At 70.9% G+C, this 25185-nt stretch carries 24 protein-coding genes and 1 pseudogene; 18 read left to right on the top strand and 7 right to left on the bottom strand.

From position 1 onward, the window contains the following. Window positions 1-16: 16 nt before the first annotated feature. The 3 genes from ABTY98_RS24305 to ABTY98_RS24295 all read right to left on the bottom strand — a co-directional run bounded on the left by ABTY98_RS24305 (window position 17) and on the right by ABTY98_RS24295 (window position 4248). Entirely contained in the window at window positions 17-1468 is a 1452-nt protein-coding gene (locus ABTY98_RS24305) for a glycosyltransferase family 2 protein (protein WP_352223069.1), read from the bottom strand. Between the two features lie 259 nt (window positions 1469-1727). Then, complete coding sequence (locus ABTY98_RS24300) at window positions 1728-3104, bottom strand: glycoside hydrolase family 26 protein (RefSeq protein WP_352223067.1); 1377 nt, start codon at window positions 3102-3104, stop codon at window positions 1728-1730. 265 nt (window positions 3105-3369) lie between these two features. Next, window positions 3370-4248 (bottom strand): hypothetical protein, encoded by an 879-nt coding sequence (locus ABTY98_RS24295; RefSeq protein WP_352223066.1) that lies wholly within the window; start codon window positions 4246-4248, stop codon window positions 3370-3372. Window positions 4249-4581: 333 nt separating this feature from the next. Here ABTY98_RS24295 and rplM point away from each other — a divergent pair, with 333 nt between their 5' ends. From rplM to ABTY98_RS24275, 4 genes are all read left to right on the top strand, one after another. Beyond that, the gene (rplM, locus tag ABTY98_RS24290) at window positions 4582-5025 is read left to right on the top strand and encodes a 50S ribosomal protein L13 (protein ID WP_352223065.1); all 444 of its coding nucleotides are present in this window, start codon (window positions 4582-4584) and stop codon (window positions 5023-5025) included. A 42-nt stretch (window positions 5026-5067) separates the two neighbouring features. Continuing rightward, entirely contained in the window at window positions 5068-5589 is a 522-nt protein-coding gene (gene rpsI, locus ABTY98_RS24285) for a 30S ribosomal protein S9 (protein WP_352223063.1), read from the top strand. Between the two features lie 228 nt (window positions 5590-5817). Then, a complete protein-coding gene (gene glmM / locus ABTY98_RS24280) occupies window positions 5818-7176 on the top strand; it encodes a phosphoglucosamine mutase (protein WP_352223062.1) in 1359 nt (452 codons plus the stop codon). A 101-nt stretch (window positions 7177-7277) separates the two neighbouring features. Then, window positions 7278-7811, top strand: coding sequence for a hypothetical protein (locus tag ABTY98_RS24275; RefSeq protein WP_352223061.1), 534 nt, complete (start codon window positions 7278-7280; stop codon window positions 7809-7811). Here the strand turns inward: ABTY98_RS24275 and ABTY98_RS24270 are convergent. Next, a complete protein-coding gene (locus ABTY98_RS24270) occupies window positions 7808-8755 on the bottom strand; it encodes a DUF389 domain-containing protein (RefSeq protein WP_352223059.1) in 948 nt (315 codons plus the stop codon). The two genes, ABTY98_RS24275 and ABTY98_RS24270, sit on opposite strands and share 4 nt — an antisense overlap. A 25-nt stretch (window positions 8756-8780) precedes the next feature. Further along, window positions 8781-9770, bottom strand: a complete 990-nt coding sequence (coaA, locus tag ABTY98_RS24265; protein ID WP_352223058.1) for a type I pantothenate kinase — start codon at window positions 9768-9770, stop codon at window positions 8781-8783. A 472-nt stretch (window positions 9771-10242) separates the two neighbouring features. On the opposite strand from coaA, the gene glmS reads away from it, so the two are divergent. The 10 genes and pseudogenes from glmS (at window position 10243) to ABTY98_RS24215 (ending at window position 19253) form a co-directional block, all read left to right on the top strand. Further along, window positions 10243-12090, top strand: a complete 1848-nt coding sequence (gene glmS, locus ABTY98_RS24260) for a glutamine--fructose-6-phosphate transaminase (isomerizing) (RefSeq protein ID WP_352223057.1) — start codon at window positions 10243-10245, stop codon at window positions 12088-12090. Window positions 12091-12147: 57 nt separating this feature from the next. Then, a complete protein-coding gene (locus tag ABTY98_RS24255) occupies window positions 12148-12312 on the top strand; it encodes a hypothetical protein (RefSeq protein WP_352223056.1) in 165 nt (54 codons plus the stop codon). A gap of 134 nt (window positions 12313-12446) precedes the next feature. Next, entirely contained in the window at window positions 12447-12587 is a 141-nt protein-coding gene (locus ABTY98_RS24250) for a hypothetical protein (RefSeq protein ID WP_352223055.1), read from the top strand. A gap of 37 nt (window positions 12588-12624) precedes the next feature. Next, window positions 12625-12993, top strand: a pseudogene (locus ABTY98_RS24245) (holo-ACP synthase); the annotation flags it as partial. A gap of 56 nt (window positions 12994-13049) precedes the next feature. Next, window positions 13050-14501 carry an NAD(P)H-hydrate dehydratase gene (locus ABTY98_RS24240; protein ID WP_352223053.1) on the top strand — a complete coding sequence of 484 codons (1452 nt, stop codon included), beginning with the start codon at window positions 13050-13052 and terminating at the stop codon, window positions 14499-14501. Between the two features lie 309 nt (window positions 14502-14810). Beyond that, window positions 14811-15713, top strand: a complete 903-nt coding sequence (locus ABTY98_RS24235; protein WP_352223052.1) for a L,D-transpeptidase — start codon at window positions 14811-14813, stop codon at window positions 15711-15713. A gap of 105 nt (window positions 15714-15818) precedes the next feature. Then, window positions 15819-17015, top strand: coding sequence for an alanine racemase (alr, locus tag ABTY98_RS24230; RefSeq protein WP_352223051.1), 1197 nt, complete (start codon window positions 15819-15821; stop codon window positions 17013-17015). A gap of 157 nt (window positions 17016-17172) precedes the next feature. Continuing rightward, complete coding sequence (locus ABTY98_RS24225; protein WP_352223050.1) at window positions 17173-18426, top strand: alpha/beta fold hydrolase; 1254 nt, start codon at window positions 17173-17175, stop codon at window positions 18424-18426. Further along, window positions 18392-18961: a tRNA (adenosine(37)-N6)-threonylcarbamoyltransferase complex ATPase subunit type 1 TsaE gene (gene tsaE, locus ABTY98_RS24220; RefSeq protein ID WP_352223049.1), complete on the top strand. Its 570-nt coding sequence runs from the start codon at window positions 18392-18394 to the stop codon at window positions 18959-18961. The genes ABTY98_RS24225 and tsaE overlap by 35 nt, the downstream gene beginning before the upstream one ends. 130 nt (window positions 18962-19091) lie before the next feature. Next, a complete protein-coding gene (locus ABTY98_RS24215; protein WP_352223048.1) occupies window positions 19092-19253 on the top strand; it encodes a hypothetical protein in 162 nt (53 codons plus the stop codon). Between the two features lie 253 nt (window positions 19254-19506). Here the strand turns inward: ABTY98_RS24215 and ABTY98_RS24210 are convergent, their stop codons facing one another. Then, window positions 19507-20070 carry a hypothetical protein gene (locus tag ABTY98_RS24210; protein ID WP_352223047.1) on the bottom strand — a complete coding sequence of 188 codons (564 nt, stop codon included), beginning with the start codon at window positions 20068-20070 and terminating at the stop codon, window positions 19507-19509. A 112-nt stretch (window positions 20071-20182) separates the two neighbouring features. On the opposite strand from ABTY98_RS24210, the gene tsaB reads away from it, so the two are divergent. Genes tsaB through ABTY98_RS24190 form a run of 4 tightly spaced genes read left to right on the top strand, consistent with a single transcriptional unit; the run spans window position 20183 to window position 22701 of the window. Further along, a complete protein-coding gene (gene tsaB / locus ABTY98_RS24205) occupies window positions 20183-20839 on the top strand; it encodes a tRNA (adenosine(37)-N6)-threonylcarbamoyltransferase complex dimerization subunit type 1 TsaB (protein WP_352223046.1) in 657 nt (218 codons plus the stop codon). A gap of 17 nt (window positions 20840-20856) precedes the next feature. After that, complete coding sequence (gene rimI, locus ABTY98_RS24200) at window positions 20857-21354, top strand: ribosomal protein S18-alanine N-acetyltransferase (RefSeq protein ID WP_352223104.1); 498 nt, start codon at window positions 20857-20859, stop codon at window positions 21352-21354. Beyond that, window positions 21347-22438: a tRNA (adenosine(37)-N6)-threonylcarbamoyltransferase complex transferase subunit TsaD gene (gene tsaD / locus ABTY98_RS24195; protein WP_352223045.1), complete on the top strand. Its 1092-nt coding sequence runs from the start codon at window positions 21347-21349 to the stop codon at window positions 22436-22438. The genes rimI and tsaD overlap by 8 nt, the downstream gene beginning before the upstream one ends. Continuing rightward, window positions 22435-22701: a hypothetical protein gene (locus tag ABTY98_RS24190; RefSeq protein ID WP_352223044.1), complete on the top strand. Its 267-nt coding sequence runs from the start codon at window positions 22435-22437 to the stop codon at window positions 22699-22701. The genes tsaD and ABTY98_RS24190 overlap by 4 nt, the downstream gene beginning before the upstream one ends. 177 nt (window positions 22702-22878) lie before the next feature. Here ABTY98_RS24190 and ABTY98_RS24185 read toward each other — a convergent pair whose 3' ends face one another. Further along, window positions 22879-25176: a beta-xylosidase/alpha-l-arabinosidase gene (locus ABTY98_RS24185; RefSeq protein ID WP_352223043.1), complete on the bottom strand. Its 2298-nt coding sequence runs from the start codon at window positions 25174-25176 to the stop codon at window positions 22879-22881. Between the last annotated feature and the right edge of the window lie 9 nt (window positions 25177-25185).

The following is a 25185-nucleotide window of genomic DNA, read 5'->3' as shown; positions in this document are numbered from 1 at the left end:
TGAGGTCTCTTCCGGGTCAGGCGGGCTTGGCGATGACGACGAACTTGTTCTCCTCGCGGCGGAGGAACCTCCAGAGGCCCTTGATGCCCCCGATTCCTTCGATGAGGGAGAAGTAGGGCAGCAGCAGGAGGACCGCGATGGGCTCCCACCATTTGCGGCGGCCGCTCACCGAGGCGATCGCGTTGAGCCGCAGCCCTTCCCAGTACGCCCAGATCACATACGCGAAGCTGATCGACCAAAGAATGACCACCGACTGGGTCACGGGCGAGGTGTTCATGTCGCCGATGAACCAGGCGACGAAGATGATCGTGCCGACGTGCTGGAGCGGGCCGAGGATCCAGCTCGTCACACAGATGGTCAGGAACCAGCGGTAGCGCAGCGGGACCCTGCGGTTGAAGCAGAGGGCGACCAGGCCCCACGCCCAGCGCTCGCGCTGCTTGATGAAGTCCTTGGCGTTGGTCGGGGAGGCGCCGTAGCAGCGGCCGTTGAACCAGTCGCTGCGGCCCGGGTAGAGACGGCAGAAGGTCAGGGCGAGCCGGGCGTCCTCGACGATCTCCTTGGGGCCGAAGTCCCAGCCGATCTCGGCCTCGATGGAGGCACGGATGACGAGCAGCTCACCGTGCACGCCGGCGGCCGGGGTACCCAGGCCGGTGAAGGCCCGGAAGCGCGCGATGTCGTCGGCGGGGCGGATGGCGTCGGCGAACCAGGTGAGCAGGCTCACCGCGTTCTCGCGCGGGTAGGTCAGGATGCCCTGCGCCATGTGCTTGACCTCTTCGGGGGTCGCACGGCGCTGGCGGTTGATGAACTGAGCGAGGGACGCCGAGGTGTCCGGGCCGACACCGGTGTCGTCGTCCATGTGCAGTACCCAGACGTGGTCGAGGGCCTCGCGCTCCTCGATACGCAGCTCGTGGGCGTAGTTGTTGGCGCGGGCCTTGAAGCGGGTGCCGTTCTCGGTCTCGTACGCCTTGGGCACGGTGACCACCCGGATCAGCGGGCTGACCGCGGCCAGCTCGTCGATCCGCTGTGCGGCCTCGCAGCCCTCCTCGGTGAGCACGTCCACGCGCATGTACGGGAACCACTCCGGCAGGTGCTCCACATAGGAGAGGACGGAGCGCTCCAGGGCCGGGTAGGTGTCGTGCCGCCCGATGGTGGGCACGAGGACGATCAGGAAGTCCTGGTCCACCAGAGCCGGCGGGGTCATCAGATGCGCCTTGCGGAGCCGGCGGCGGATGAGGAAGAACCCCTGGACTGACACGAGTACACCCGGAACCGGAAGGGCCCAGCAGATGGTGATCAGCCATGCCAGCGGCGAGTCGCTGGGTGTGTACGACCACAGGCTGAACGCGGTCAGGAAGACCAGCGGGATCAGGAACGGCAGGATGCCCGGTTTCCAGGCAGCGGTGCGCTTCGCCAGTTTCGCGGTGTGACGCGAATGCGGCGCACCGCCGTCGACCGTTGTCGATGCCATGACGACTGCGGAACTCCCCGTGAGATCGGTGGCGCGGAGGCATCGACGGACCACGGCCGTGGGTGGCATGGCAGATCACACCACGACGGCTTCGCTGTTCCGGGTTCGATCCCCCCACGCCGTTTGTCGGCGCATCGGTCAGTCGCCTCTCAGATGCCCCCCCGGGCGCCCGAACCACTGACCGAACAGAGACACGATCTTTGCATGTATGTGCGATACATGGGAATGCATGTGTGGCAACTGTGTTCAGAAGTTAACCTCACTGACTCTTGTGCAGCGATTCCCAGTCCACATCCCAAACGTGGACGGGGTGGCCACCGGTGATCACCTGGGGTGAGCCATAGGTCCGCTTCACATCGGCCGTGGTGTTCTTCCCCCGGGGCGCGGAGAGATTGTCGTACGACAGCGCCTGGCCCCACACAGTCCACATGACCCACGGCGTCCGGGTCAGGGTCCGGGGTTGCGCCGCGTTCAGCGGGACGTGGAATGACTCGGCGACGACGCGCGGCCTGCGGTACTCCTCCAGGCCCCGGTACCAGACCTCGGTCCAGGCGCCGCCCATCGGTTTGGCCGGGGTGTCTGTGTAGTCGTCGACGCCGACGATGTCGACGTAGCCGCCGCCCGGGTAGTACGCCCCGGGCCGCCGGTCGTCGGTGCCGTCCCAGGAACTCGGCGACCAGACGAAGATCAGGTTGTGCAGGCCGCGACGGTGCACCAGATAGTCGTGGGTCAGCCGCCACAGCTTCCGGAAGGCGGCAGGATCCTGCCCCGCCCACCAGAAGCCATGGCCCGGCCGGGTGTTCATCTCGTGGTACGGGCGCAGCAGCACCGGCACCCCCTGGTCGGCGAGATAGCCGAGGTGGTCCGCGAGAAAGTCGAGGTCGTGCAGCAGCGACCGGTGCTCGGCGCTGCCCGCGGTGGCCACCCGGCCGAACCAGCCGCGGTCCTTCGCGCCGGGGGAGTTGCGCAGCAGGGTCTGTTCGAAGCCCTTGACCGGGCTGCCCGGATACGGCTGGTGGAAGGACAAGCCGACCAGGCCCGCGGGGCCACCGCCGTTGTGCGGCAGGGAGACGTCGGCACCGGAGGCGCACTCCTGGTGGGTGCCGGAGGGCCGGTAGGAGCCGTCGGCCGCCCGGGGCAGGCCCGACCACACACCGACGGCGAGGTCCACGGCGTCCTCTACGTACCCCCAGTAACGCCGGCAGGCCGGCCACGCCTTGGAATACGGGCGCGCCGTGCCCACCGCCCATCCCGGCTGCCCGTAGCCGGGGCCGAGGTCCAGTTCCACGAAGCCGGGCAGGCGTCCGGTGATGTCCCGGGCCTTGCGGTAGTAGTAGCCCGGCTGCTTGGTCCCCCGGTAGTCGCCGTACCCCGCGTTGTAACGCTCGTTCTGCAGCTCCACGTGCTGCCCGATCACGGTACGGGTCGCACGGCCACGGCGGGCGTCGTTCTCCAGGCCGGCCAGCAGCGCGTAGACCCGGCGGGCCGCGGGCGTCGCCTCGGGGTCACGGTCCCGCAGATCGGTGGGGACGAGCCGCGGGGCCCGCGCGCCGTCCAGCCAGGCCCGCCACAGCGCCAGCGGACCCAGCAGCCCGGCGGTGATCCCCGCCCCTATGAGCCCCACCCGTCCCCGCATGCGCATGACCCTCGCCCGCCCCCGTCCCCTCCCCGACCGAACCCCTATGCCATTGTGCCGCCGGTCAGCGACTGAGCGGGCTCGACGACGAAGCCACGCCACCGTCGGGGCGCATAGACCACCCGGCCCGTGTTCCGCCGGGTGCCTGGACCGTGAGAAAGACACGGCTCGACGCGGTCACCGCCGTCGCCCCGTTCGGCGTCAGCGGGCCCATCTTCGCGTTGGTGCGGGCTCGGGGGAGACTCTCACGCGCTCCGCGGATACGTCACTGACCGGCGGCCGCCGAGGCCTGGGCCTCGCCGCGCCTGCGGATCTGCCGGAAGGTGAACTCGGCCAGGTCGTCACCGGTCTGGAAGACCTTGGTGTCCTTGGTGGTGACGTCCTTGCCGTTGAGGAAGCCGGCGGTGGTGAAGTAGGCGTACCGGCCGTAGGAGTTGGTCGTCGTACGGCAGACGCCGGAGGTGCAGAATGCCTTCGCCCCGGAGCCGGCCAGCGCGCTGACGAAGCCCTTCTTGTCGGCCTCGGTCTTGGCCTTGGCCGCCTGCGTCTCGGTGTCGAAGACGGCGACGCCGACCGTCACCGCGACGCCGTCCTTGAAGTAGGTGACGCGCATCAGCCGGGTGCAGTCGTTCTTGGTGAGGACGTTCGGGAGGGTGCCCTTGGCGGCCGTGGCGCACTTCTTGGTGTCGGCCGTGGCGCCCTTCTTGTACACCGTCTCGCCCATGGTCAGCTGGGTGCCGGGGAAGAGGGTCTCGGCGCTGAGCGGCGCCGTGTCCTTCTTCACGCTGGATATGAAGTCCTCGGGGTCCAGCGGCGGCGGCGCGCTGGTCGGCGCGAAGGAAGGCGTCGAGTCGGCCGAGTCACTCGGCAGCGAGGCGCTCGCGGGCAGGTTGGAAGGCGCGCCCGAGGCGTTGTTGTCGCCGTTCGCGGACACCACGGCCATGGCGACGGCGGTGCCGATCGCCAGCGTGGCGACCACACCACCGCCGATGAACAGCACTCTGCGCCGTTTGTTGCGCGTCTCCGATGCCTCGGCGAGCGCGGCCCAGTCCGGGCTCTGGTCGGTGCCACCGTTCCAGGGCTGCTGCGACTGCGGTTTCCAGGGATCCCACTGGGACTGGGGTCCCCCCTGCCCATAACTCATGGGGCGCATCTTAGACGGGGGCCGGGGGGTACCGGTGCGACAGTACGAAGGGGGATAGTGGACCTTTGGGGCACGGGGGAGCATCCCGGCGCCATCGCGCGCTTCCGATGTCTGCGCGAGCTCGTTTTGACCCGTCCGGGGGCGCCCCGGTACGCTGACTGTTCGTTGTGTATTGGCTTGCTCATTCTCACGGGACGGGCCCTTACACCGGTCCACCGGGCCGATGACCAGCAACCCCACGTACGCGGTATGCGTCGCCGCAGTGGCTCAGGCTGTCGTGATCGTTTCGGTGACCTGTTCAGGACCATTCACTCGAAGCGAAGGCTACGAACCGTGCGTACGTACAGCCCCAAGCCCGGCGATGTGACGCGCCAGTGGCACGTCATCGACGCTCAGGACATTGTCCTGGGTCGTCTCGCCACTACCGCCGCGTCCCTTCTGCGGGGCAAGCACAAGCCGATCTACGCCCCCCACGTCGACACCGGTGACTTCGTCATCATCGTCAACGCCGACAAGGTGCACCTGTCCGGCAACAAGCGGACCCAGAAGATGGCGTACCGCCACTCCGGCTACCCGGGTGGTCTGCGCTCCGTCCGCTACGACGAGCTGCTTGACAAGAACCCCGAGAAGGCCATCGAGAAGGCCGTCAAGGGCATGCTCCCCAAGAACACCCTGGGCCGTCAGATGCTCTCCAAGCTGAAGGTCTACCGAGGCGAGAACCACCCGCACGCTGCGCAGCAGCCGGTTCCTTTCGAGATCACCCAGGTCGCGCAGTAAGTCCGGCCACCCCCTAAGACGAAAAGAAATCTGAGGAGAATCGTGGCCGAGACCACCGTTGAGCAGCCGGTCGAAGAGACTGAGCTTGTCGACATTGACAGCTACACCACCGAGTCCGAGGTCCCCGTCGAGGGCGAGTACACCTCGGAGTCGATGGCGTCCCGCTTCGGCGACCCGCAGCCGGCCGCCGGCCTGGGCCGTCGCAAGAACGCCATCGCCCGCGTCCGGATCGTCCCGGGCACCGGCAAGTGGAAGATCAACGGTCGCACCCTTGAGGACTACTTCCCCAACAAGGTGCACCAGCAGGAAGTCAACGAGCCCTTCAAGGTGCTGGAGCTCGAGGGCCGTTACGACGTCGTCGCCCGCATCGCCGGTGGCGGTGTCTCCGGCCAGGCAGGTGCGCTCCGACTCGGTGTCGCCCGCGCGCTGAACGAGGCCGACGTCGACAACAACCGCGGCCCGCTCAAGAAGGCCGGCTTCCTCAAGCGCGACGACCGTGCGGTCGAGCGCAAGAAGGCCGGTCTGAAGAAGGCCCGCAAGGCCCCGCAGTACAGCAAGCGTTAATCGCCCGCTGCCTGCTCGTACGTATATACGGGCCTGGCCCGCGTATCCGGGTTCTGGCCCGACGCGTACTCCGAACGCCCCGGCGGCACGCCACATGTGCCGCCGGGGCGTTCGTTTATCCCAGTCAAGGGCGTATAACGACACAAGACGCTCAAAGGCTGGTGTGATCGCATGACTAAGCGCCTGTCATTATTTCCTGGCAGCAAGGACGCTTCTTCAGGAGGACAAGTGGGACGACTCTTCGGCACGGACGGCGTGCGCGGCGTCGCCAACGCGGACCTGACGGCCGAGATGGCGCTCGGGCTGTCGGTCGCGGCGGCGCACGTGCTGGCCGAGGCGGGCACGTTCGCGGGCCACCGGCCGAAGGCGGTCGTCGGACGGGATCCACGCGCGTCCGGGGAGTTCCTGGAGGCAGCCGTGGTCGCGGGCCTGGCCAGCGCCGGCGTGGACGTGCTGACGGTAGGTGTCCTCCCGACGCCCGCCGTGGCCCACCTGACCGGCGCACTCGGCGCCGACCTCGGTGTCATGCTCTCCGCCAGCCACAACGCCATGCCCGACAACGGCATCAAGTTCTTCGCCCGCGGCGGCCACAAGCTCGCCGACGAGCTGGAGGACCGGATCGAGGCGGTCTACGAGTCCCACCGGCACGGCGAGCCCTGGGAGCGGCCCACCGGCTCCGGCGTCGGCCGGGTACGGCCCTACGACGAGGGCTCCGAGCAGTACATCGCCCACCTCCTGTCGGTCCTCCCGAACCGGCTCGACGGGCTGAAGATCGTCCTGGACGAGGCGCACGGCGCGGCCGCGGGGGTCTCGCCGGAGGCGTTCCGCCGGGCCGGCGCGGAGATCATCACGATCGGCGCGGAGCCGGACGGGCTCAACATCAACGACGGCTGCGGCTCCACGCATCTCGGCAAGCTGAAGGCCGCGGTCGTCGAGCACGGGGCCGCCTTCGGCATCGCGCACGACGGCGACGCGGACCGGTGCCTCGCCGTCGACCACACCGGCGAGGAGATCGACGGCGACCAGATCCTGGCGGTGCTGGCGCTGGCCATGCGGGAACGGGGGGCGCTGCGCGCCGACACCGTCGTCGCCACCGTCATGTCCAACCTCGGCTTCAAGCTGGCGCTGGAGCGGGAGGGGCTGCACCTCATCCAGACCGCGGTCGGCGACCGGTACGTCCTGGAGGAGATGAAGGAGCACGGATACGCGCTCGGCGGTGAGCAGTCCGGGCACGTCATCATCCTCGACCACGCGACCACCGGTGACGGCACGCTGACCGGGCTGCTGCTCGCGGCGAGGGTCGCGGAGACCGGGCGGTCGCTGCAGGAGCTGGCGGGCGTGATGGAGCGGCTGCCCCAGGTGCTGATCAATGTGCCGGACGTCGACAGGTCCCGGGTGAAGACCTCCGGGGACCTGGCGGCGGCGGTCGCGGAGGCGGAGCGGGAACTGGGGGAGACCGGGCGGGTACTGCTGCGCCCTTCGGGCACGGAGCCGTTGGTGCGGGTGATGGTGGAGGCCGCGGACATCGAGCAGGCCCGGTCGGTGGCGGGGCGGCTGGCCGACGCGGTGAAGTCGGCGCTGGGGTGAGCCCCAAGGCCTAACAGGAAGTGCACGACTGGTCACCGAGTATTTCTCTGGCGTCGAGGCCGCTCAGCGCGGCGCCCCCTCGGTGGGAAGAGACACACAGCATGAACTTCGTGCTCAGCACCCTGAAGCGAGCGGCCGGTCCGGTCCTGGTGGCGGGTCTCGCCCTCACCTCGTCCGCCACGCCGGCCGCCGCCGCCCAGGCACCGGGCTCCACGGCGTTCCGGATCTTCGGTGGCCTGGTCGGGCTCCAGGCCCGCGCCGGCGTGAACAACCACGTCACGGCCGTCAGCTCCGGTGGCCGTCTGATCCTCACGGACAGCACGGGCATCGCGATCGGCCCCGGCTGCACCCGGGTGAGCGCCACGAGCGCCGACTGCGGCAGCGTCCTGACCGTCACCCGGCTCGCGATAGCGCTGGGCGACGGGAACGACACCTTCGACGGCTCCGCCGCTGCGGTCCGCACCACCGCCGACGCCGGCACGGGCACCGACAGCGTGACCACCGACGGCAGCGACGACGTGATCGGCGTGGAGGACAACGCCGGGGGTGACACGGTGAACTGCGGCTCCGGCGCCGACACGGTGTTCGCCGACCCCGGCGACAACATCGCCGCGAACTGCGAAAGGCAGCTCTAGATACCGCCCGCCTTCGCCGTACGCTCCCGCTGTCTGGCCCAGAACCACTTCTGGGCCAGCAGCGTCAGCGTTCCCGCCAGGACGATCCCCAGCAGGTTCAGCAGCAGTTGCTCTGTCGATCCCCACGCCTGCCGGTACTCCGTGAACGCGAAGGCCACCGCGGCGTTCGCCGCTGCCGGGACCGTCGTCACCGAGATCGCCACGCCCACGAGGGCGCCCGACTTCGCCGAGGTCAGGGAGAGTATGCCCGCGATGCCGGCCAGCACCGCCACCACGAACGAGAACGCGTCGGGGCGGTAGATGAAGTTGGTGTTCGGGCGTTCCGCCTCCAGCTGCACCTTGGTGAACAGACCTACGCCGTCCATGAAGTAGGTGAAGCCGACCGTCACCAGCATCGCCGCGGCGAAGCCGACGAGCAGCGCGGTGAGGGAACGCACGGCCAGGCGGGGGTGGCGCCGGACCAGTGCCGTGCAGATACCGGCCAGCGGGCCGAACTCCGGGCCCACCGCCATCGCCCCCACGATCAGGATCGCGTTGTCCAGGACGACACCGCAGGCCGCGATCATCGTGGCCAGGGTGATGAAGGCGACGTAGGTGACCGACAGCGTCGACTCCTCGTGGGTCGCCTCGGTCAGCCCCTCCCACAGCACGGCGTCCGCACCCTCGCCCGGCGCCTCCGCCTCGGCCTGGTCGGCCCGGTGAGACAGGCTCAGGTCGATGTCCTCGACGGCGATCGAGCCGGTGCGTTCGAGGTCCAACGCCTTGAGCGCGCCGATGAGTTCGTCGCCCGCCTCACGGGCCGCGTCACACATCACGACGTCCCCGGCGGGGTTGCGGGCGGCGCCCGGCAGCACCACGAGGTGGGCGGTGCCGACCGTTCTCTCGATCAGCCGAACCACGTCGTCCGTGCGGTCCGCCGGGGTGATCAGGCGCAGATGCAGCATGACGCCTTTCTAACAGGCGCCGGTGTCAGAGCTTGCGCAGCCTCAGCCGCTGCACCTTGTGGTCCGGGCCCTTGCGGACGACCAGGGTGGCGCGGCCGCGGGTGGGGGCGATGTTCTCGACCAGGTTGGGCTTGTTGATGGTCCGCCACAGACCGCGGGCGTAGTCCACCGCCTCCTCCTCGGAGACCTGGGTGTACTTGCGGAAGTACGAGTCCGGGTTCTGGAAGGCGGTGGCGCGCAGCTTGCGGAAGCGGTTGAGGTACCAGCGCTCGATGTCCTCGACGCCGGCGTCGACGTACACACTGAAGTCGAAGTAGTCGGCGAGGCCGACCCGGGTGCGGCCGTCCGAGCCCGGCAGGGCGGGCTGGAGGACGTTGAGGCCCTCGACGATCAGGATGTCGGGTCGCCGGACGGTGAGCTTCCGGTCCGGGACGATGTCGTAGATGAGGTGGGAGTAGACGGGGGCGGTGACCTCGTCCTTGCCGGCCTTGATGTCGGCGACGAAGCGGGTCAGGGCCCGGCGGTCGTACGACTCGGGGAAACCCTTGCGTGCCATCAGACCGCGGGCTTCGAGCTCCTTGGTGGGCAGCAGGAAGCCGTCCGTCGTCACCAGCTCGACGCGCGGGTGCTCGGGCCAGCGGGAGAGCAGGGCCTGGAGGAGCCGGGCGACGGTCGACTTCCCGACGGCCACCGAGCCCGCCACGCCTATGACGAACGGGGTGCCGGACTGGGAGCCCTGCTCACCGAGGAAGGTGTTCAGGGCGCCTCTGAGCCCGTCCGTGGCACCGACGTACAGATTGAGCAGCCGGGACAGCGGGAGGTAGATGTCCCGCACCTCGTCGAGGTCGATGACGTCGCCGAGGCCACGCAGCTTCTCGACCTCCTCGGCGGTGAGCGGCAACGGCGTCTTGTCGCGCAGCGCGCTCCACTCGGAACGGGTGAGGTCGACATAGGGAGTCGCCTCCGGCCTGTGCCGGTGGGCGCTCCGGGGTATCGAGGAGACCGGTGAGATCACATTCCATTGTTAACGGAGTTTGAACGGGGTGGGGGGTGGGGTGGGTCACGTGGGGAGCACGGCGGGAGCCCGATATGGAGGTGGGTCGGGGGCGGAAGCCCGTTACATGGACCATGCTCCCGTGTGCGTGCCGATCCGGTGTCTCGACCGGGAATCCCGCCGCGTCCACGTGCCGGTTCACGAAGACCCCGCCTTCGACGAAGGGGTCCACGTGCAGGTGGCGCTTGGCGATGACCAGCGATGGGGCTTTGGGAGGCAGGTCGATCTGGGTTCAGTCATGTGCTCTCGTCTCTCCGCCTGCTGATCCTCCGCCACGGCGCGTACGCCCCGCTTCCCGCTGGCCTGCCTCACGGATTTGCCCTGCAGACAGCTCTTGCCTTCAACTTGTCCGGATCTGTGTCGGCGCCATAATTTCCGATTTCGGGCACGCTGAGCCGTGTTCGGGCGCGGATCGGCGCTTAGGCTGCCGCTCATGTGCGGAATCGTGGGATACGTGGGGGCGCAGTCGGCGCTCGATGTGGTGGTCGCCGGGCTGAAGCGGCTGGAGTACCGCGGGTACGACTCGGCGGGCGTCGCCGTGCTCGCGGACGGCGGGCTGGCCTCGGCCAAGAAGGCCGGGAAGCTGGTCAACCTGGAGAAGGAGCTGACGGAGCGGCCGCTGCCGGCCGGTGCCACCGGGATCGGGCACACCCGCTGGGCCACACACGGCGGGCCGACCGACGCCAACGCGCATCCGCATCTCGACAACGCGGGCCGGGTCGCCGTCGTCCACAACGGGATCATCGAGAACTTCGCCGCGCTGCGCGCCGAGTTGGCGGAGCGCGGGCACGACCTGGCCTCCGAGACGGACACCGAGGTGGTCGCGCATCTGCTGGTGGAGGAGTTCTCCGTCACCGCCGATCTCGCGGAGGCGATGCGGCTGGTGTGTCGGCGCCTGGAGGGTGCTTTCACGCTGGTCGCGGTGCACGCGGACGACCCGGACGTGGTCGTGGGTGCGCGCCGGAACTCCCCGCTGGTGGTGGGCGTTGGAGAGGGCGAGGCCTTTCTCGCCTCGGACGTCGCCGCGTTCATCGCCCACACGCGGTCGGCGATCGAGCTGGGCCAGGACCAGGTGGTGGAGCTGCGCCGGGACGGCGTGACGGTGACGGGCTTCGACGGCGCCCCGGCGGACGTCCGCTCGTACCACGTCGACTGGGACGCGTCGGCCGCGGAAAAGGGGGGTTATGACTACTTCATGCTCAAGGAGATCGCCGAGCAGCCCAAGGCGGTCGCCGATACGCTCCTGGGCCGCATCGACGCGGCCGGCTCCCTGACGCTGGACGAGGTCCGGATCGGCGCCGCCGAGCTGCGGGAGGTCGACAAGGTCGTCATCGTCGCGTGCGGTACGGCCTTCCACGCGGGCCTGATCGCCAAGTACGCCATCGAGCACTGGACGCGCATCCCGTGCGAGGTGGAACTGGCGAGCGAGTTCCGGTACCGCGACCCGATCCTGGACTCGCGGAGCCTGGTGATCGCCATCTCCCAGTCCGGCGAGACCATGGACACCCTGATGGCCCTCAGGCATGCGCGGGAACAGGGCTCCAAGGTCCTGGCGATCTGCAACACCAACGGCTCTACGATCCCGCGCGAGTCGGACGCGGTGCTCTACACCCACGCCGGGCCGGAGGTCGCGGTCGCCTCGACCAAGGCGTTCCTCACCCAGCTGGTGGCCTGCTATCTGGTCGCCCTCTACCTCGCCCAGGTGCGGGGCACCAAGTGGGGCGACGAGATCGGCGCCGTGATCCGGGACCTCTCGCACATCTCCGGTGAGGTCGAGCGGGTCCTGGAGACCATGGAGCCGGTACGGGCGCTCGCACGCTCTCTCGCCGACAAGAAGACGGTGCTGTTCCTGGGCCGGCACGTCGGCTACCCGGTCGCCCTCGAAGGCGCCCTGAAGCTGAAGGAACTGGCGTACATGCACGCCGAGGGCTTCGCGGCGGGCGAGCTGAAGCACGGGCCGATCGCGCTGATCGAGGAGGACCTGCCGGTGGTGGTCGTAGTCCCGTCCCCGCGTGGCCGGTCCGTCCTGCACGACAAGATCGTCTCCAACATCCAGGAGATCCGGGCCCGGGGTGCGCGCACGATCGTGATCGCGGAGGAGGGGGACGAGGCGGTGGCCCCGTACGCCGACCACCTGATCCGCATCCCGGCCACGCCGACGTTGCTTCAGCCGCTGGTGGCCACGGTGCCGTTGCAGGTGTTCGCGTGCGAGCTGGCCACGGCCCGCGGCAACGAGGTGGACCAGCCGCGGAACCTGGCGAAGTCCGTGACGGTGGAGTGAGGAGACGCGGCCCGACGAGGCGAGGTGCTGGGCGTTCCCTTGTCCGAGAAGGCGACCGTGGACGCCGTCACGACGGATGTGACGGAGGTCCGGCCGCTGGAGCGGCGCGTGGACACCGTGCTGCGCGTCGGTCCGTCCGACGGCGAGAACTTTTTGCTCACCATCGAGTCGCAGCCGGGCAAGAAGGAGGAAAGGCTTCGAGTTGGGCGTATAAGAAGCTGAGGGAAATCATGGTGCACATCACCTTTTTCCCTGTCGCGGGACGGTCCGCGAGACGGCCTACCTGGAGGGCAGGGCAGGGCAGAAGGCAAGGCCGAGGGCAGGGTCGAAGGCCGGGCCGAGGACCGGGCCTTCGGGTGCTGGAGAAGCGCGGCATCCCTGTTCCCGAGGAGACGCGGGAGCGCATCACCTCGTGCACCGACCTCGACACGCTCGCCGTCTGGTTCGACCGTTCCCTGGGCGCCACGTCGGCCGAGAACCTCTACGCCACGATGTAGCTCCGCGTGGTAGGCGGGTGGATCGTAGAGTGCCCGGGTGAGCATCATCGGGGTAGGGATCGACGTCGCTGAGATCGACCGGTTCCGGGAGTCGTTGGAGCGGACTCCCGGGCTGGCCCAGCGGCTGTTCGTCGAGCGGGAGTTGTTGTTGCCGAGTGGGGAGCGGCGCGGAATCGCCTCGCTCGCGGCACGGTTCGCGGCCAAGGAGGCGCTGGCCAAGGCGCTGGGCGCGCCACCGGGGCTGCTCTGGACGGACGCGGAGGTGTTCGTGGAGGACAGCGGGCGGCCCCGGTTGCAGGTGAAGGGGAGCGTGGCCGCGTGCGCGGCGGACCTCGGTGTGCGGTCCTGGCATGTGTCCCTCAGCCATGACGCCGGGGTGGCGTCGGCGGTGGTGATCGCCGAGGGTGACCCGGGTGGGGTGGGCGGATGCGCGTCCCGGCGGTTCCGGGGGAGACTCGGGGCATGCGGACTGCTTACAGCGTGGAGACGGTACGGGCGGCCGAGCGGGAGTTGATGGCGCGGCTGCCGGAAGGGGCGCTGATGCAGCGTGCCGCCGCCGGGCTGGCCGCCGCCTGCGCCGAGTTGCTCGGACGGGTGTACGGCAGCCGGGTGGTGCTGCTGGTCGGCAGCGGGGACAACGGCGGGGACGCGCTGTACGCCGGGGCGCGGCTCGCGAGGAGAGGGGCGGGGGTGACCGCCGTACTCCTGACGCCGGATCGGGCGCATGACGGGGGGCTGGCGGCGCTGCGGCGCGCCGGGGGGGCCGTCGTCACGGCTGATGCCGCCGACGAGTTGATTCCGCGGTCCGATCTCGTCGTCGACGGGATCGTGGGGATCGGTGGGAAGGGCGGGCTGCGGCCCGAGGCGGCCGCGCTGGTCGGTGTGGTGGAGCGGTCTCGGGCCGCCGTCGTCGCCGTGGACCTGCCCAGTGGGGTGGAGGCGGACAGCGGGCAGGTGCGGGGAGCGGCCGTACGGGCGGACCTGACCGTCACCTTCGGGACGCACAAGCCGGGGCTGCTGATCGATCCGGCGCGGGAGTACGCCGGTTCGGTGCGGCTGGTCGACATCGGGCTTGAACTGCCCGAGGAGGCCGAACTGGAGGCGTTGCAGGACGTGGACGTGGCGCGGCTGCTGCCGATGCCGTCGGCGGAGAGCGACAAGTACCGGCGGGGGGTGGTGGGCATCGCGGCCGGGTCGGCCCGTTATCCCGGGGCCGCGGTGCTCGCCGTCGCGGGGGCGTTGCGGGGCGGGGCCGGGGCCGTACGGTACGCCGGGCCCGCCGGGGACGAGGTGCTGGCCCGCTTTCCCGAGACGCTGGTGTCGGACGGGGGGCCGCGCAAGGCCGGGCGGGTGCAGGCGTGGGTGGTCGGGCCGGGGGTCGGGGACCACGCCGAGGGCGTCGCCGAGGTGCTGGAGGCGGACGTACCGGTGCTGATCGACGCGGACGGGCTGCGGCTCGCCGACCGGGACGCGGTACGCGGTCGTACGGCGCCCACGCTGATGACGCCTCACGCCGGGGAGGCGGCCGCCCTGTTGGGGGTACGACGAGAGGAGGTCGAGGCCGGCAGGCTCGCGGCGGTACGGGAGCTGGCGGGGGCGTATCGGGCGACGGTGCTGCTCAAGGGGGCGACGACGCTGGTGGCGGAGCCGGGGGGTGCGGTGGCCGTGCGGGTGAACTCGACGGGGACACCGTGGCTTGCCACCGCCGGGAGCGGAGACGTGCTGTCGGGACTTGCGGGGTCGCTGCTGGCGTCCGGGCTGGACGGGCGGGACGCGGGGAGTGTGGCGGCGTATCTGCACGGCCTCGCGGGGCGGTTCGCGGCGGAGGGGGCGCCCACCGTCGCGCATGCGGTGGCTGACGAGTTGCCGTCGGCGTGGCGGGGAGTTTTCCCACCTACCCGCCCGACTCGGTAGGCCGGGACCTCACCGTCACGGGGCTGCGCCCCTGCCCCGTGGGGGCGGCGGTAGTTTCGGGTGCGGGTGAGTGGGGGCTGGTCGCGCAGTTCCCCGCGCCCCTGAGGGGCGCTCCTCTCGCGTCGGCCGCATACGTTCCCCTGCCTGGAAGAGGCGCCCCGCTTGCGTCGGCTGGATGGTTGCGGGTGCACGGGCCTGTGTCCCCCGTCCCGCCGGAGGCACGTGCATCCGTCGGGTGACCTGGCCGCGCGGCTCCCCCGGATTCCCCGGGGCTCGGGGTTGTCTGATCGCATGATTAGTGGACGAATCATGCGTCATCGGTGCGGGCTTGCGCGCGGCGCCGCCGGGACCCTCGTCGCCTCCGTGGCCGTTCTCTGCCTAGGGGCCGGAAGTGTCGCCGCGGACACCGCTCCCCAACCCCCCGCCGCCATCGCCGAGTCGGACCTGGTGCCCGGGGTCGCGCCCGGCCCCGGGCAGTCCTGGCAGGTCGACACCCCCGACCAGATGCTGCCGCCGAAGGTGTACACGCCCAGCGCCAAGGAGGACGCCGTCGAGCCCAAGGCGGCGGCGCCGGGGGCGTACGACCTCGTCGAGTACGTGCCGCTCAGCGACGCCGTCTCCAAGGTGAGCTGCTCCAAGCTGACCGGGCCGTACCAGCGGCAGATCGAGCAGTGGCTGAAGCTGAAGGTGGACGGGAAGCAGTCCGTGTCCGACTGCAAGGCCATCCAGACGTTCCAGAAGAAGTACAAGATCAAGCCGGCGATCGGGTTCGCGGGGCCCGTGACCTGGTACCAGATGATGCTCCTCTCGGCGAAGAAGAACCCGAACGCCAAGAAGAACTGCCCCGTGAAGTCGTACCGGGTCGCCTGCGTCGATCTCAACCGGCAGGTCACCTGGGTGCAGAAGGGCGGCAAGGTCGTCTTCGGGCCGGTGCAGATGCGCAGCGGGCGGAAGGGGTACGCGACCCGGGCCGGGTGGCACTCCGTCTACTGGCGGCACAAGAACCACTGGTCCACGCTCTACAACTCGCCCATGCCGTACGCCCAGTTCTTCGACGGCGGCCAGGCCTTCCACGCCGTCTACGGCTCCATCTACACCACCGTCGGCTCCTGGGGCTGTGTGAACCTCAAGCTCGGCGACGCGAAGAAGCTGTGGGGCGTGCTGAAGAAGGGCGACAAGGTATACGTGTGGGGGCACCGGACGGGTACCTGATCCGCCGCCCGGCGGGTACCCGAGAGTGACCGGGGCCCGCGCCGGGGCCGGTACCAGGGCCTGTGCCGGGGTGCTGTCAGAGGCCTCTGAGACACTGGGGGCGCGATGAGTGAGACAGCGACTGCACCGACCGCGCCCCTGCGCGCCCGCGCCGAGATCGATCTGGCCGCCCTGCGGGCCAACGTACGGACCCTGCGCGCCCTCGCGCCGGGCGCGGCCCTGATGGCCGTGATCAAGTCCGACGCGTACGGCCACGGGGCCGTCCGGTGTGCCCGCGCGGCCGTCGAGGCGGGCGCGAGCTGGCTCGGTACGGCCACCCCCGAGGAGGCCCTGGCGTTGCGCGCGGATCCCGGGCTTCCCGCTGACCTGCGGATCATGTGCTGGCTGTGGACCCCGGGCGGCCCGTGGCGGGAGGCCGTCGAGGCCGACCTCGACGTGTCGGTGAGCGGGATGTGGGCCCTGCGTGAGGTGGTGGCGGCGGCCGGGGAGGCCGGTCGCCCCGCTCGCGTGCAGCTCAAGGCCGACACCGGCCTCGGGCGCAACGGCTGCCAGCCCGACGACTGGCCCGCGCTGGTCGGCGCGGCCCGGCGCGCCGAGGAGGCGGGGCTGATCCGGATCACCGGTATGTGGTCCCACTTCGCCTGCGCCGACGAGCCCGGCCATCCCTCCATCGCCGCCCAGCTCACCCTCTTCCGCGAGATGCTCGGGTACGCCGAGGAGCGGGGCGTGCGCCCCGAGGTGCGGCACATCGCCAACTCGCCGGCCACCCTCACCCTTCCCGAGTCGCACTTCGACCTGGTGCGCACGGGTATCGCCCTCTACGGCCTCTCGCCCAGCCCCGAGCTGGGCAGCGCGGCCGACTTCGGGCTGCGCCCGGTGATGACCCTCTCCGCCTCCCTCGCCCTGGTGAAGCACGTCCCGGGCGGCCACGGCGTGAGTTACGGGCACCAGTACGTCACACCGGGCGAGACCACCCTCGGGCTGGTCCCCGTCGGCTACGCGGACGGCATCCCGCGCCACGCCTCCGGCACCGGACCGGTGCTGGTCGGCGGCAAGTGGCGGACGGTCGCCGGGCGCGTCGCCATGGACCAGTTCGTCGTCGACCTCGGCGGCGACGAGCCCGAAGTCGGCTCCGAGGCCGTGCTGTTCGGCCCGGGCGACCGGGGCGAGCCCACCGCCGAGGACTGGGCCCAGGCCGCGGGCACGATCGCATACGAAATCGTCACCCGCATCGGAACCCGGGTTCCCCGCGTCTATGTGAACGGGGAACCGAGTGGGCAAGAACCAGGGGACGGCGGCTGACCTCCGGGGTTCGGCAGGGGCAGAACCCGGTTACACCTGTAACAAAAGCGGCACTCGTAACAACAGCGACATCTGTAACTAACAGCAACAGTCACCTCGTCAGCATCACCCGTATAACCGAACGAGCGAACTGCAGTACGGCGAAGAGGAGCGGTACGTGAGCGAGAGCAGTGCGGAGGCCGTAGCGGACGCCGCCGCGGTGGCCGTCGCCTCCGCCGCGGCGGCTGGGGGCTGGCGCAAGGTGACCGGTGTCGCCGGGGCCGCCATAGGCGTGCTCGCCGCCGGGGCGGCCGCCGGGGTCGCCCTGGAGCGGATGACCGTCGGCCGCGGGATGCGCCGCAAGGCCCGGCTGGCCCTCGACTCGGCGGGACCGTACGGCAGCCTGCGCGGCACGCCCGGCAAGGCGACCTCCGACGACGGCACCGAGCTGTACTACGAGGTCGACGAGGTGGAGCCCGACCTGGGCGCGGCCGTCTCCCCGCGCCGCCGCCGGCTCTTCGGCCGTAAGTCCCCCGCCCCCGTCACCGTCGTCTTCAGCCACGGCTACTGCCTCAGTCAGGACTCCTGGCACTTCCAGCGGGCGGCCCTGCGGGGGGTCGTCCGCACCGTGCACTGGGACCAGCGCAGCCACGGCCACTCCGGGCGGGGCGTCGCCCAGCACGAGGGCGGCACTCCGCTCACCATCGACCAGTTGGGCCGGGACCTGAAGGCCGTACTCGACGCGGCCGTCCCCGAGGGGCCGATCGTGCTGGTCGGGCACTCGATGGGCGGGATGACGGTGATGGCACTGGCCGCGCAGTACCCCGAGCTGATCCGGAAGCGGGTCGTCGCCACCGCCTTCGTCGGTACGTCGTCCGGGCGGCTGGGCGAGGTCAACTTCGGGCTGCCGGTCGCCGGCGTCAACGCGGTGCGCTGGGTGCTGCCCGGAGTGCTGAAGGCGCTGGGTACCCAGGCCGCGCTGGTGGAGAGGGGGCGGCGGGCCACCGCCGATCTGTTCGCCGGGATCATCAAGCGGTACTCGTTCGCGTCCCGGGACGTGGACCCGGCGGTCGAGCGGTTCGCCGAGCGGATGATCGAGTCCACCCCGATCGACGTGGTCGCCGAGTTCTATCCGGCCTTCTCCGACCACGACAAGACCGCCGCGCTCGCCTACTTCCAGGATCTGCCGGTGCTGGTGCTGGCCGGGGTGCAGGACCTCGTCACCCCCAGCGAGCACAGCGAGGTCATCGCCGATCTGCTGCCCGACGCCGAACTGGTGCTCGTCCCGGACGCCGGCCACCTGGTCATGCTGGAACACCCGGAAGTGGTCACCGACCGCCTCGCCGACCTGCTCACCCGCGCGGGTGCCGTGCCGGCAGGGGCTACGGTAAGTGGCTATGGAAGCACCAGCAGCACGGCACAGCCAGGCTGACGACCTGGCGGGGGCCGGGGCCGACGACCTGGCCGGGGCCGCAGCCGGCCGCCATGGCACGGAGTTGATCATCAATTCTCCCGGGCAGATGGGGGAGCTGGGCCGCCGACTGGCCAAGTTGCTGCGCGCCGGTGACCTCGTGATGCTCAGCGGGGAACTCGGCGCCGGCAAGACGACGCTCACCCGCGGGCTGGGCGAGGGGCTCGGTGTGCGCGGGGCAGTCACCTCCCCGACCTTTGTGATCGCCCGCGTCCATCCGTCCCTCGGGGAGGGGCCGCCGCTCGTCCACGTCGACGCGTACCGCCTGGGCGGCGGGCTCGACGAGATGGAGGACCTGGACCTCGACGTCTCGCTGCCCGAGTCGGTGATCGTCGTGGAGTGGGGCGAGGGCAAGGTCGAGGACCTGACCGAGGACCGGCTCGCCGTACGGATTCATCGGGCCGTCGGGGACACGACGGACGAGGTACGGCACGTGACCCTGACGGGGCTCGGGGAGCGGTGGGCCGGGGTGGATCTGGGGGTGCTGTCGGCCTGAGGACCGCGTCGACATTCCGACGAGGCGTCGGCAAGATGTTGCGTTTCGTGTCCCGGGCGTGGTCACATGGTATCCAGCCCGTAGTTAGGTGTACCTAACTTCGTCCGCCCCCGCAGCTCAGGAGGCGTCCATGCCCGCGTCCCAGTCCAAGGAGCGGCGGCCGTTCGCGGTCGCCGGAGTTTCCATGCGCGAGCTGCTGGCGTCCTGTGCGGCCGCTGACGCGGTGTCTCGGCCGCCGAGAGTGCCGGAGCCGGTGTCGAGGCGGGTCGAGCAGGGCCGTAAGGCCGCGTAGGCGGGGCTCGGCCGGCGTCCCTCAGGGCCGCTGGAAAGATCGGTCCCTAGGGCCTGTCTGACACTCCCCGTCGTCGCCCGGAGGGCGGCCTCGCGGCGTCAGGTGCGTGCTCTGGGGGTCCCCCCGGCCGGAGGCTGGGGGAGTTGCCGGGCGTAGGCACTCGTACTGGACGTACTTGGGTCTGCGCCCGGTGCGGCGAGAGTGCGTGCATGGCGTCGCGAGGCGGACGGGAATTGTCAGACCGGCCCTGGTGTCAGCGGATCACCATCACCTTCACCCCGATCGTCGCGAAGTTCCACATCGCGTCGCCGTCGGCTCGGGTCTCGCGGATGCCGCCCGTTCTCACCGTCGGGTCGGGGGTTTCCGTCACCGCGTTGCCGGTGACCGCGCTGAAGCCGATCGCCGAGCCGTCCTTCGTGGTGGAGAAGCGGACCACGTGCTCGATGGGCAGGCCGTCCGTACCCGTGACCGCCTTGGAGCGGGACGACACCCAGTAGGCCCCCGGAAGCGGGTCGATCGTGCCTGGCTTCACCGTGAAGGTGCGCTCGACGCGGTTGCGCTCGTTGACGAGCCAGACCCGGTCGTCGTCCACCGAGTACACCACCCGTTCACCCGTTCCGGAGTTGTTCGGCAGGGCGGTGGGGTGGCGCTGGTCCCGGGGTTCCTTGGCCGCTTCCGCTCCCGGGGCGGGGCTCGACGCGGGCCTGCTGCCGAGGCCGGGCGGTACGGTGGCCGAGGCCTGGTAGGCGAGGAGACCGACCGCTCCGACGGCCGCCGCGGTGAGGCCGGCCACGATTCCCGAGCTGGTCCCTGACACGTGCGCCACCTCTGACTCGCCGTATATGTCGTACTTCGTACAGACCGTAGCAGCCAGTGACCGTCCGCCCCTGGCGGCCGTGCTCGCGGCGCCGGAGCCGTAGGCTGTTCGCGTGCTCTTGCTCGCTCTCGATACCGCCACCCCCGCCGTCACCGTCGCGTTGCACGACGGTGAGGCCGTCATCGCCTCGTCGAGCCAGGTGGACGCGCGCCGGCACGGCGAGCTGCTGCTGCCGGCCGTCGACCGCGTTCTCACCGAGACCGGGGTGAAGCTGGACGCCGTCACCGGGATCGTCGTAGGCGTCGGTCCCGGTCCCTACACCGGGCTGCGGGTCGGTCTGATGACCGCGGACACCTTCGGGCTCGCGCTGGGCGTGCCCGTGCACGGCCTGTGCACGCTCGACGGGCTCGCCTACGCGGCCGACGTCGAGAAGGGCCCGTTCGTGGTGGCGACCGACGCCCGCCGCAAAGAGGTCTACTGGGCGACGTACGCCGACTCGCGCACCCGGCTCACGGATCCGGCCGTCGACCGGCCGGACGACATCGCCGAGCAGGTCGCCGGTCTGCCCGCCGTCGGGGCCGGGGCGCTGCTCTACCCCGGCACCTTCCCGGTCGCGCACGAACCCGAGCACATCTCCGCGGCCGCCCTCGCCTCGCTCGCCGCCGAGCGGCTGGCCGCGGGCGAGGAACTGCCGGCGCCCCGGCCGATGTATCTGCGCCGGCCGGACGCCCAGGTGCCCAAGAACTACAAGGTGGTCACGCCGAAGTGACCGCACAGTTGCGCGAGATGCGCTGGTGGGACATCGACCAGGTCCTTGAGCTGGAGAAGGGCCTGTTTCCCGAGGACGCCTGGTCGCGGGGGATGTTCTGGTCCGAGCTGGCGCACGCGAGGGGCCCGGAGGCGACCCGGCGGTACGTGGTCGCCCTGGAGGACGGCCGGGTCGTGGGGTACGCGGGGCTGGCCGCCCAGGGCGAACTCGGCGACGTCCAGACCATCGCCGTCGCCCGCGACCACTGGGGCACCGGCCTCGGCGGGGAGCTGCTCACCGAGCTGCTGCGGGCCGCGACCTCCTTCGAGTGCGCCGAGGTCATGCTGGAGTGCCGGGTCGACAACACCCGCGCACAGAAGCTCTACGAGCGGTTCGGCTTCGAGCCCATCGGGTTCAGACGCGGCTACTACCAGCCGGGGAACGTGGACGCCCTGGTGATGCGCCTGACGACGAAGCCCGGCGGTGGCCCCGCCGACGGACCCATCTCCGAACAAGGAACCGAGACCAATGGCTGACGAACCCCTGGTTCTGGGGATCGAGACCTCCTGCGACGAGACCGGCGTCGGCATCGTCCGGGGTACCACCCTGCTCGCCGACGCCGTCGCCTCGTCCGTCGACGAGCACGCCCGCTTCGGCGGAGTGGTGCCCGAGGTGGCGTCCCGGGCGCACCTGGAGGCGATGGTCCCCACCATCGAGCGTGCGCTGAAGGACGCGGGCGTGAGCGCGAAGGACCTGGACGGCATCGCGGTCACGGCAGGCCCCGGCCTGGCCGGCGCGCTGCTGGTCGGCGTCTCGGCGGCGAAGGCGTACGCGTACGCGCTCGGCAAGCCGCTGTACGGCGTGAACCACCTCGCCTCCCACATCTGCGTCGACCAGCTGGAACACGGTCCGCTGCCGGAGCCGACGATGGCCCTGCTGGTGTCCGGCGGGCACAGCTCCCTGCTGCTCTCCTCGGACATCACCTCCGACGTACGGCCGCTCGGCGCGACCATCGACGACGCGGCAGGCGAGGCCTTCGACAAGATCGCCCGCGTGCTGAACCTGGGCTTCCCCGGCGGCCCGGTCATCGACCGCTACGCGCGCGAGGGCGACCCGGAGGCGATCACCTTCCCGCGCGGCCTCACCGGCCCGCGCGACCCGGCGTACGACTTCTCCTTCTCCGGTCTCAAGACCGCCGTGGCCCGCTGGATCGAGGCCAAGCGAGCAGCGGGCGAAGAAGTCCCGGTCCGCGATGTGTCCGCCTCCTTCCAGGAGGCGGTCGTGGACGTCCTGACCCGCAAGGCCGTACGGGCCTGCCGTGACGAGGGCGTCGACCACCTGATGATCGGTGGCGGTGTCGCCGCCAACTCCCGGCTGCGCGCCCTCGCGCAGGAGCGCTGCGAGGCGGCGGGCATCCGGCTTCGCGTCCCCCGCCCGAAGCTGTGCACCGACAACGGCGCGATGGTGGCCGCCCTCGGTGCCGAGATGGTCGCGCGCAACCGGACCCCGTCCGGCTGGGACCTCTCGGCGGACAGTTCCCTGCCGGTGACGGACCCGCATGTCCCGGGCCACGACCACGACCATGTGCACGAGGTCAGCAAGGAGAACCTCAACTCGTGACGGTCGCGTTGATGTGGGAGGCGCGGGCGGTGGCGGGACGGGGCGCGGAGCTGCTGACGTGGGCGCGGCGACAGAGCCTGCCCGAGGCCCCGCTGCGCCGGGAGACCTTCCGTGCACCGCAGGACCGGGTGCTGGTGATCACCTGGTGGGACGGGGCGTACGACGACTCGGACCGCCCTGAACTCCCCGAACCGCCGGGAGACCTGGTGACCCGGCCGGTGCACCGCTGGCGCTTCGAGTCGGCCGGAGTGGAGACTCCCTAGGCCCCGGCCACGTCTGTCGGATCCGGGCGTCGGTCATCGCGGACGTGTGGGCCGTCGGGGCCGGTTCCAGGCCGAAGCCGATCCGCAGGACCACGCCGACGCACACCACCGTGAACACCAAGCGGATATTTCTATCCGCTTGGTGCTGGTCCGTCATCCGGTGCGCCCCGACTGCGCTCAGACCACCTCCGTCTCGCAGCGCAGCACCCGGTCCGGCCCCAACCGCCGTACCGGACCTGTCAGTTGCAGCCGTACCGTGCCTCGGGCCGCCGCGCTGGAAGCGCCCACCCGCAGTTCCAGCGCGCCCGGCTCCACCACCCGGGCCCCCTCCCGATCGGTGAACGCCGACAGATCCGCGTGGAAGCGGAAGGTCACCCTTCTTGAATCCCCTGGGGCCAACTCCAGCCGCCGGTAGCCGATCAGGCGGACGTCCGGGCGGGTCACCGACGCCACCGGGTCATGCAGATACAGCTGCACGACCTCCGCGCCGGCCCGCTCGCTCGTGTTGCGGACCGCCACGGTCACGTCGTACGAACCGTCCGTGTCGATCTCGGCGGTGCCCTGCGAGACCAGCTCCCATGCGAACGTCGTGTACGAGCGGCCGTGCCCGAACGGGTACAGCGGGGTCGGGTCCAGGTTGCTGACCTCGCCCGCCAGGCCGAGCGGGGGCTGGAGGTAGGTCCAGGGCTGGCCGCCGGGCACCCGCGGGACGCTCACCGGCAGCCTCCCCGACGGGTTGACGCGGCCCGACAGCACTCCCGCCACCGCCGGGCCGCCCTCCTCCCCGGGGAAGAACGCCTGCACCACCGCGCCGAGCCGGCCCTGCCAGCGGCCCAGTGCGTACGGGCGTCCGGTGAGGAGGACCAGGACCACCGGGACGCCCGTCGAGAGCAGCGCGTCCAGCAGGCCGGCCTGGACGCCGGGCAGCGACAGGTCGGCGACATCGCAGCCCTCGCCCGACGTGCCCCGCCCGAACAGGCCCGCCCGGTCGCCGAGCACCGCCACGCACACGTCCGCCTCGGCCGCGCGTGCCACCGCCTCCTCGAAGCCGGCGGTGTCCGGGCCGGAGACATCGCAGCCCTCGGCGAACGTCACCTTCGCGTCCGGGAGTTCGGCGCGCAGCGACTCCAGGACGGTGGGGATGGCGATGCCCAGGTCGGCCTCCGGGTGGTGGGCCAGGACATGGGACGGGAAGGAGTAGCAGCCGAGCATGGCCAGGGCGTCGGCCGCGCGCGGGCCGACCACCGCTATGCGGGTGTCGGGGGCCAGCGGCAGGACGCCGTCCGGGTTGTCCAGCAGGACGACCGACTCCTCCGCCAGACGGCGGGCCAGGTCGCGGTTGGCGGTCGAGTCGAGGTCGATCGGGCCGTCCGGCTCCGGATCCCAGTCCTCGTCCAGCAGCCCCAGTTCGCACTTCTGGAGCAGCACCCGGCGGACCGCCCGGTCCACCAGGGACTCGGGGACCGTGCCCTCCCGCACCGCCGCCACCAGCGGGCGGCCGTAGCACTTGAGGGTCGGTAGTTCGACGTCGATCCCGGCCGCCAGTGCCAGTTGCGCCGCCTCCGCCTCCGTGCCCGCCACCCGGTGCAGCGTCCGGAGGAAGCCGATGCCGAAGTAGTCGGCGACCACGGTTCCCGTGAAGTCCCATTCGTCGCGGAGCAGTTCGGTCAGCAGGCGCGGGTCCGCGGACGCCGGCACGCCGTCCGTCTCGTTGTACGCCGCCATCACGGAGCGGGCTCCGCCGTCGCGCAGCGCCATCTCGAACGGGGGGAGGGTGACGTCCGCGAACTCCCTTACCCCGGCCCGGACCGGGGCCAGGTTGCGGGCTCCGGCGGAGGAGGCGTAACCCGCGAAGTGCTTCAGCGTGGCGACGATCCCGGCCGACTCCAGGCCCCGGACGTAGGCCGTGCCGATCGTGCCCACCAGATACGGGTCCTCGCCGATCGTCTCCTCGACCCGCCCCCAGCGCGGGTCGCGGACCACGTCCAGGACGGGGGCCAGGCCCTGGTGGACGCCGACCGAGCGGAGGTCCTCGCCGATGCGCCGGCCCAGTTCCTCGACCAGCGGCGGGTCGAAGGCGGCGCCCCACGCGAGCGGGACCGGGTAGGCCGTCGCCTGCCAGGCCGTGAAGCCGGCCAGGCACTCCTCGTGGGCGATCGCCGGGATACCGAAACGGCCCGCGGCGGTGATCCGGCGCTGGGCGCGGGCCAGTGCGCGCGCGCCCAGCGCCGGGGCCACCGGGGCGGTACCGAAGGAACGGGTCAGCTGGCCGAGGCCCCGGGTGATCAGCTCGTCCCAGTCGTAGTCGGCGGTCATCTCCCGTTGCAGCGGGGCGACTCCGTCGCCGTCCGTGGCGGCGCCCACCCACACGCCGTAGAGCTGGGCGGTCTTCTCCTCCAGGGTCATCCGGGGGAGCAGGTCGTCGACGCGGGCCGGGGCGGGCAGTGCGGGGTCTCGCCAAGGAGCGGTGGTCATGAAACTCCC

Origin of the sequence: Streptomyces sp. NPDC096040 (assembly GCF_040303265.1) — a bacterium.
Taxonomy (GTDB): Bacteria; Actinomycetota; Actinomycetes; order Streptomycetales; family Streptomycetaceae; genus Streptomyces.
Note: the sequence above shows the minus strand (reverse complement) of the source record. Positions and strands in the feature narration are given on the sequence as shown.

Bases quoted from the DNA above. Each gene is read 5' to 3' on its own strand.
- ABTY98_RS24305 (WP_352223069.1), bottom strand. From the start codon at position 1,468: ATGGCATCGACAACGGTCGACGGCGGTGCGCCGCATTCGCGTCACACC.
- ABTY98_RS24300 (WP_352223067.1), bottom strand. From the start codon at position 3,104: ATGCGGGGACGGGTGGGGCTCATAGGGGCGGGGATCACCGCCGGGCTG.
- ABTY98_RS24295 (WP_352223066.1), bottom strand. From the start codon at position 4,248: ATGAGTTATGGGCAGGGGGGACCCCAGTCCCAGTGGGATCCCTGGAAA.
- ABTY98_RS24275 (WP_352223061.1), top strand. From the start codon at position 7,278: ATGAACTTCGTGCTCAGCACCCTGAAGCGAGCGGCCGGTCCGGTCCTG.
- ABTY98_RS24270 (WP_352223059.1), bottom strand. From the start codon at position 8,755: ATGCTGCATCTGCGCCTGATCACCCCGGCGGACCGCACGGACGACGTG.
- glmS (WP_352223057.1), top strand. From the start codon at position 10,243: ATGTGCGGAATCGTGGGATACGTGGGGGCGCAGTCGGCGCTCGATGTG.
- ABTY98_RS24240 (WP_352223053.1), top strand. From the start codon at position 13,050: ATGCGGACTGCTTACAGCGTGGAGACGGTACGGGCGGCCGAGCGGGAG.
- ABTY98_RS24235 (WP_352223052.1), top strand. From the start codon at position 14,811: ATGCGTCATCGGTGCGGGCTTGCGCGCGGCGCCGCCGGGACCCTCGTC.
- alr (WP_352223051.1), top strand. From the start codon at position 15,819: ATGAGTGAGACAGCGACTGCACCGACCGCGCCCCTGCGCGCCCGCGCC.
- tsaE (WP_352223049.1), top strand. From the start codon at position 18,392: ATGGAAGCACCAGCAGCACGGCACAGCCAGGCTGACGACCTGGCGGGG.
- ABTY98_RS24215 (WP_352223048.1), top strand. From the start codon at position 19,092: ATGCCCGCGTCCCAGTCCAAGGAGCGGCGGCCGTTCGCGGTCGCCGGA.
- rimI (WP_352223104.1), top strand. From the start codon at position 20,857: ATGCGCTGGTGGGACATCGACCAGGTCCTTGAGCTGGAGAAGGGCCTG.
- tsaD (WP_352223045.1), top strand. From the start codon at position 21,347: ATGGCTGACGAACCCCTGGTTCTGGGGATCGAGACCTCCTGCGACGAG.
- ABTY98_RS24185 (WP_352223043.1), bottom strand. From the start codon at position 25,176: ATGACCACCGCTCCTTGGCGAGACCCCGCACTGCCCGCCCCGGCCCGC.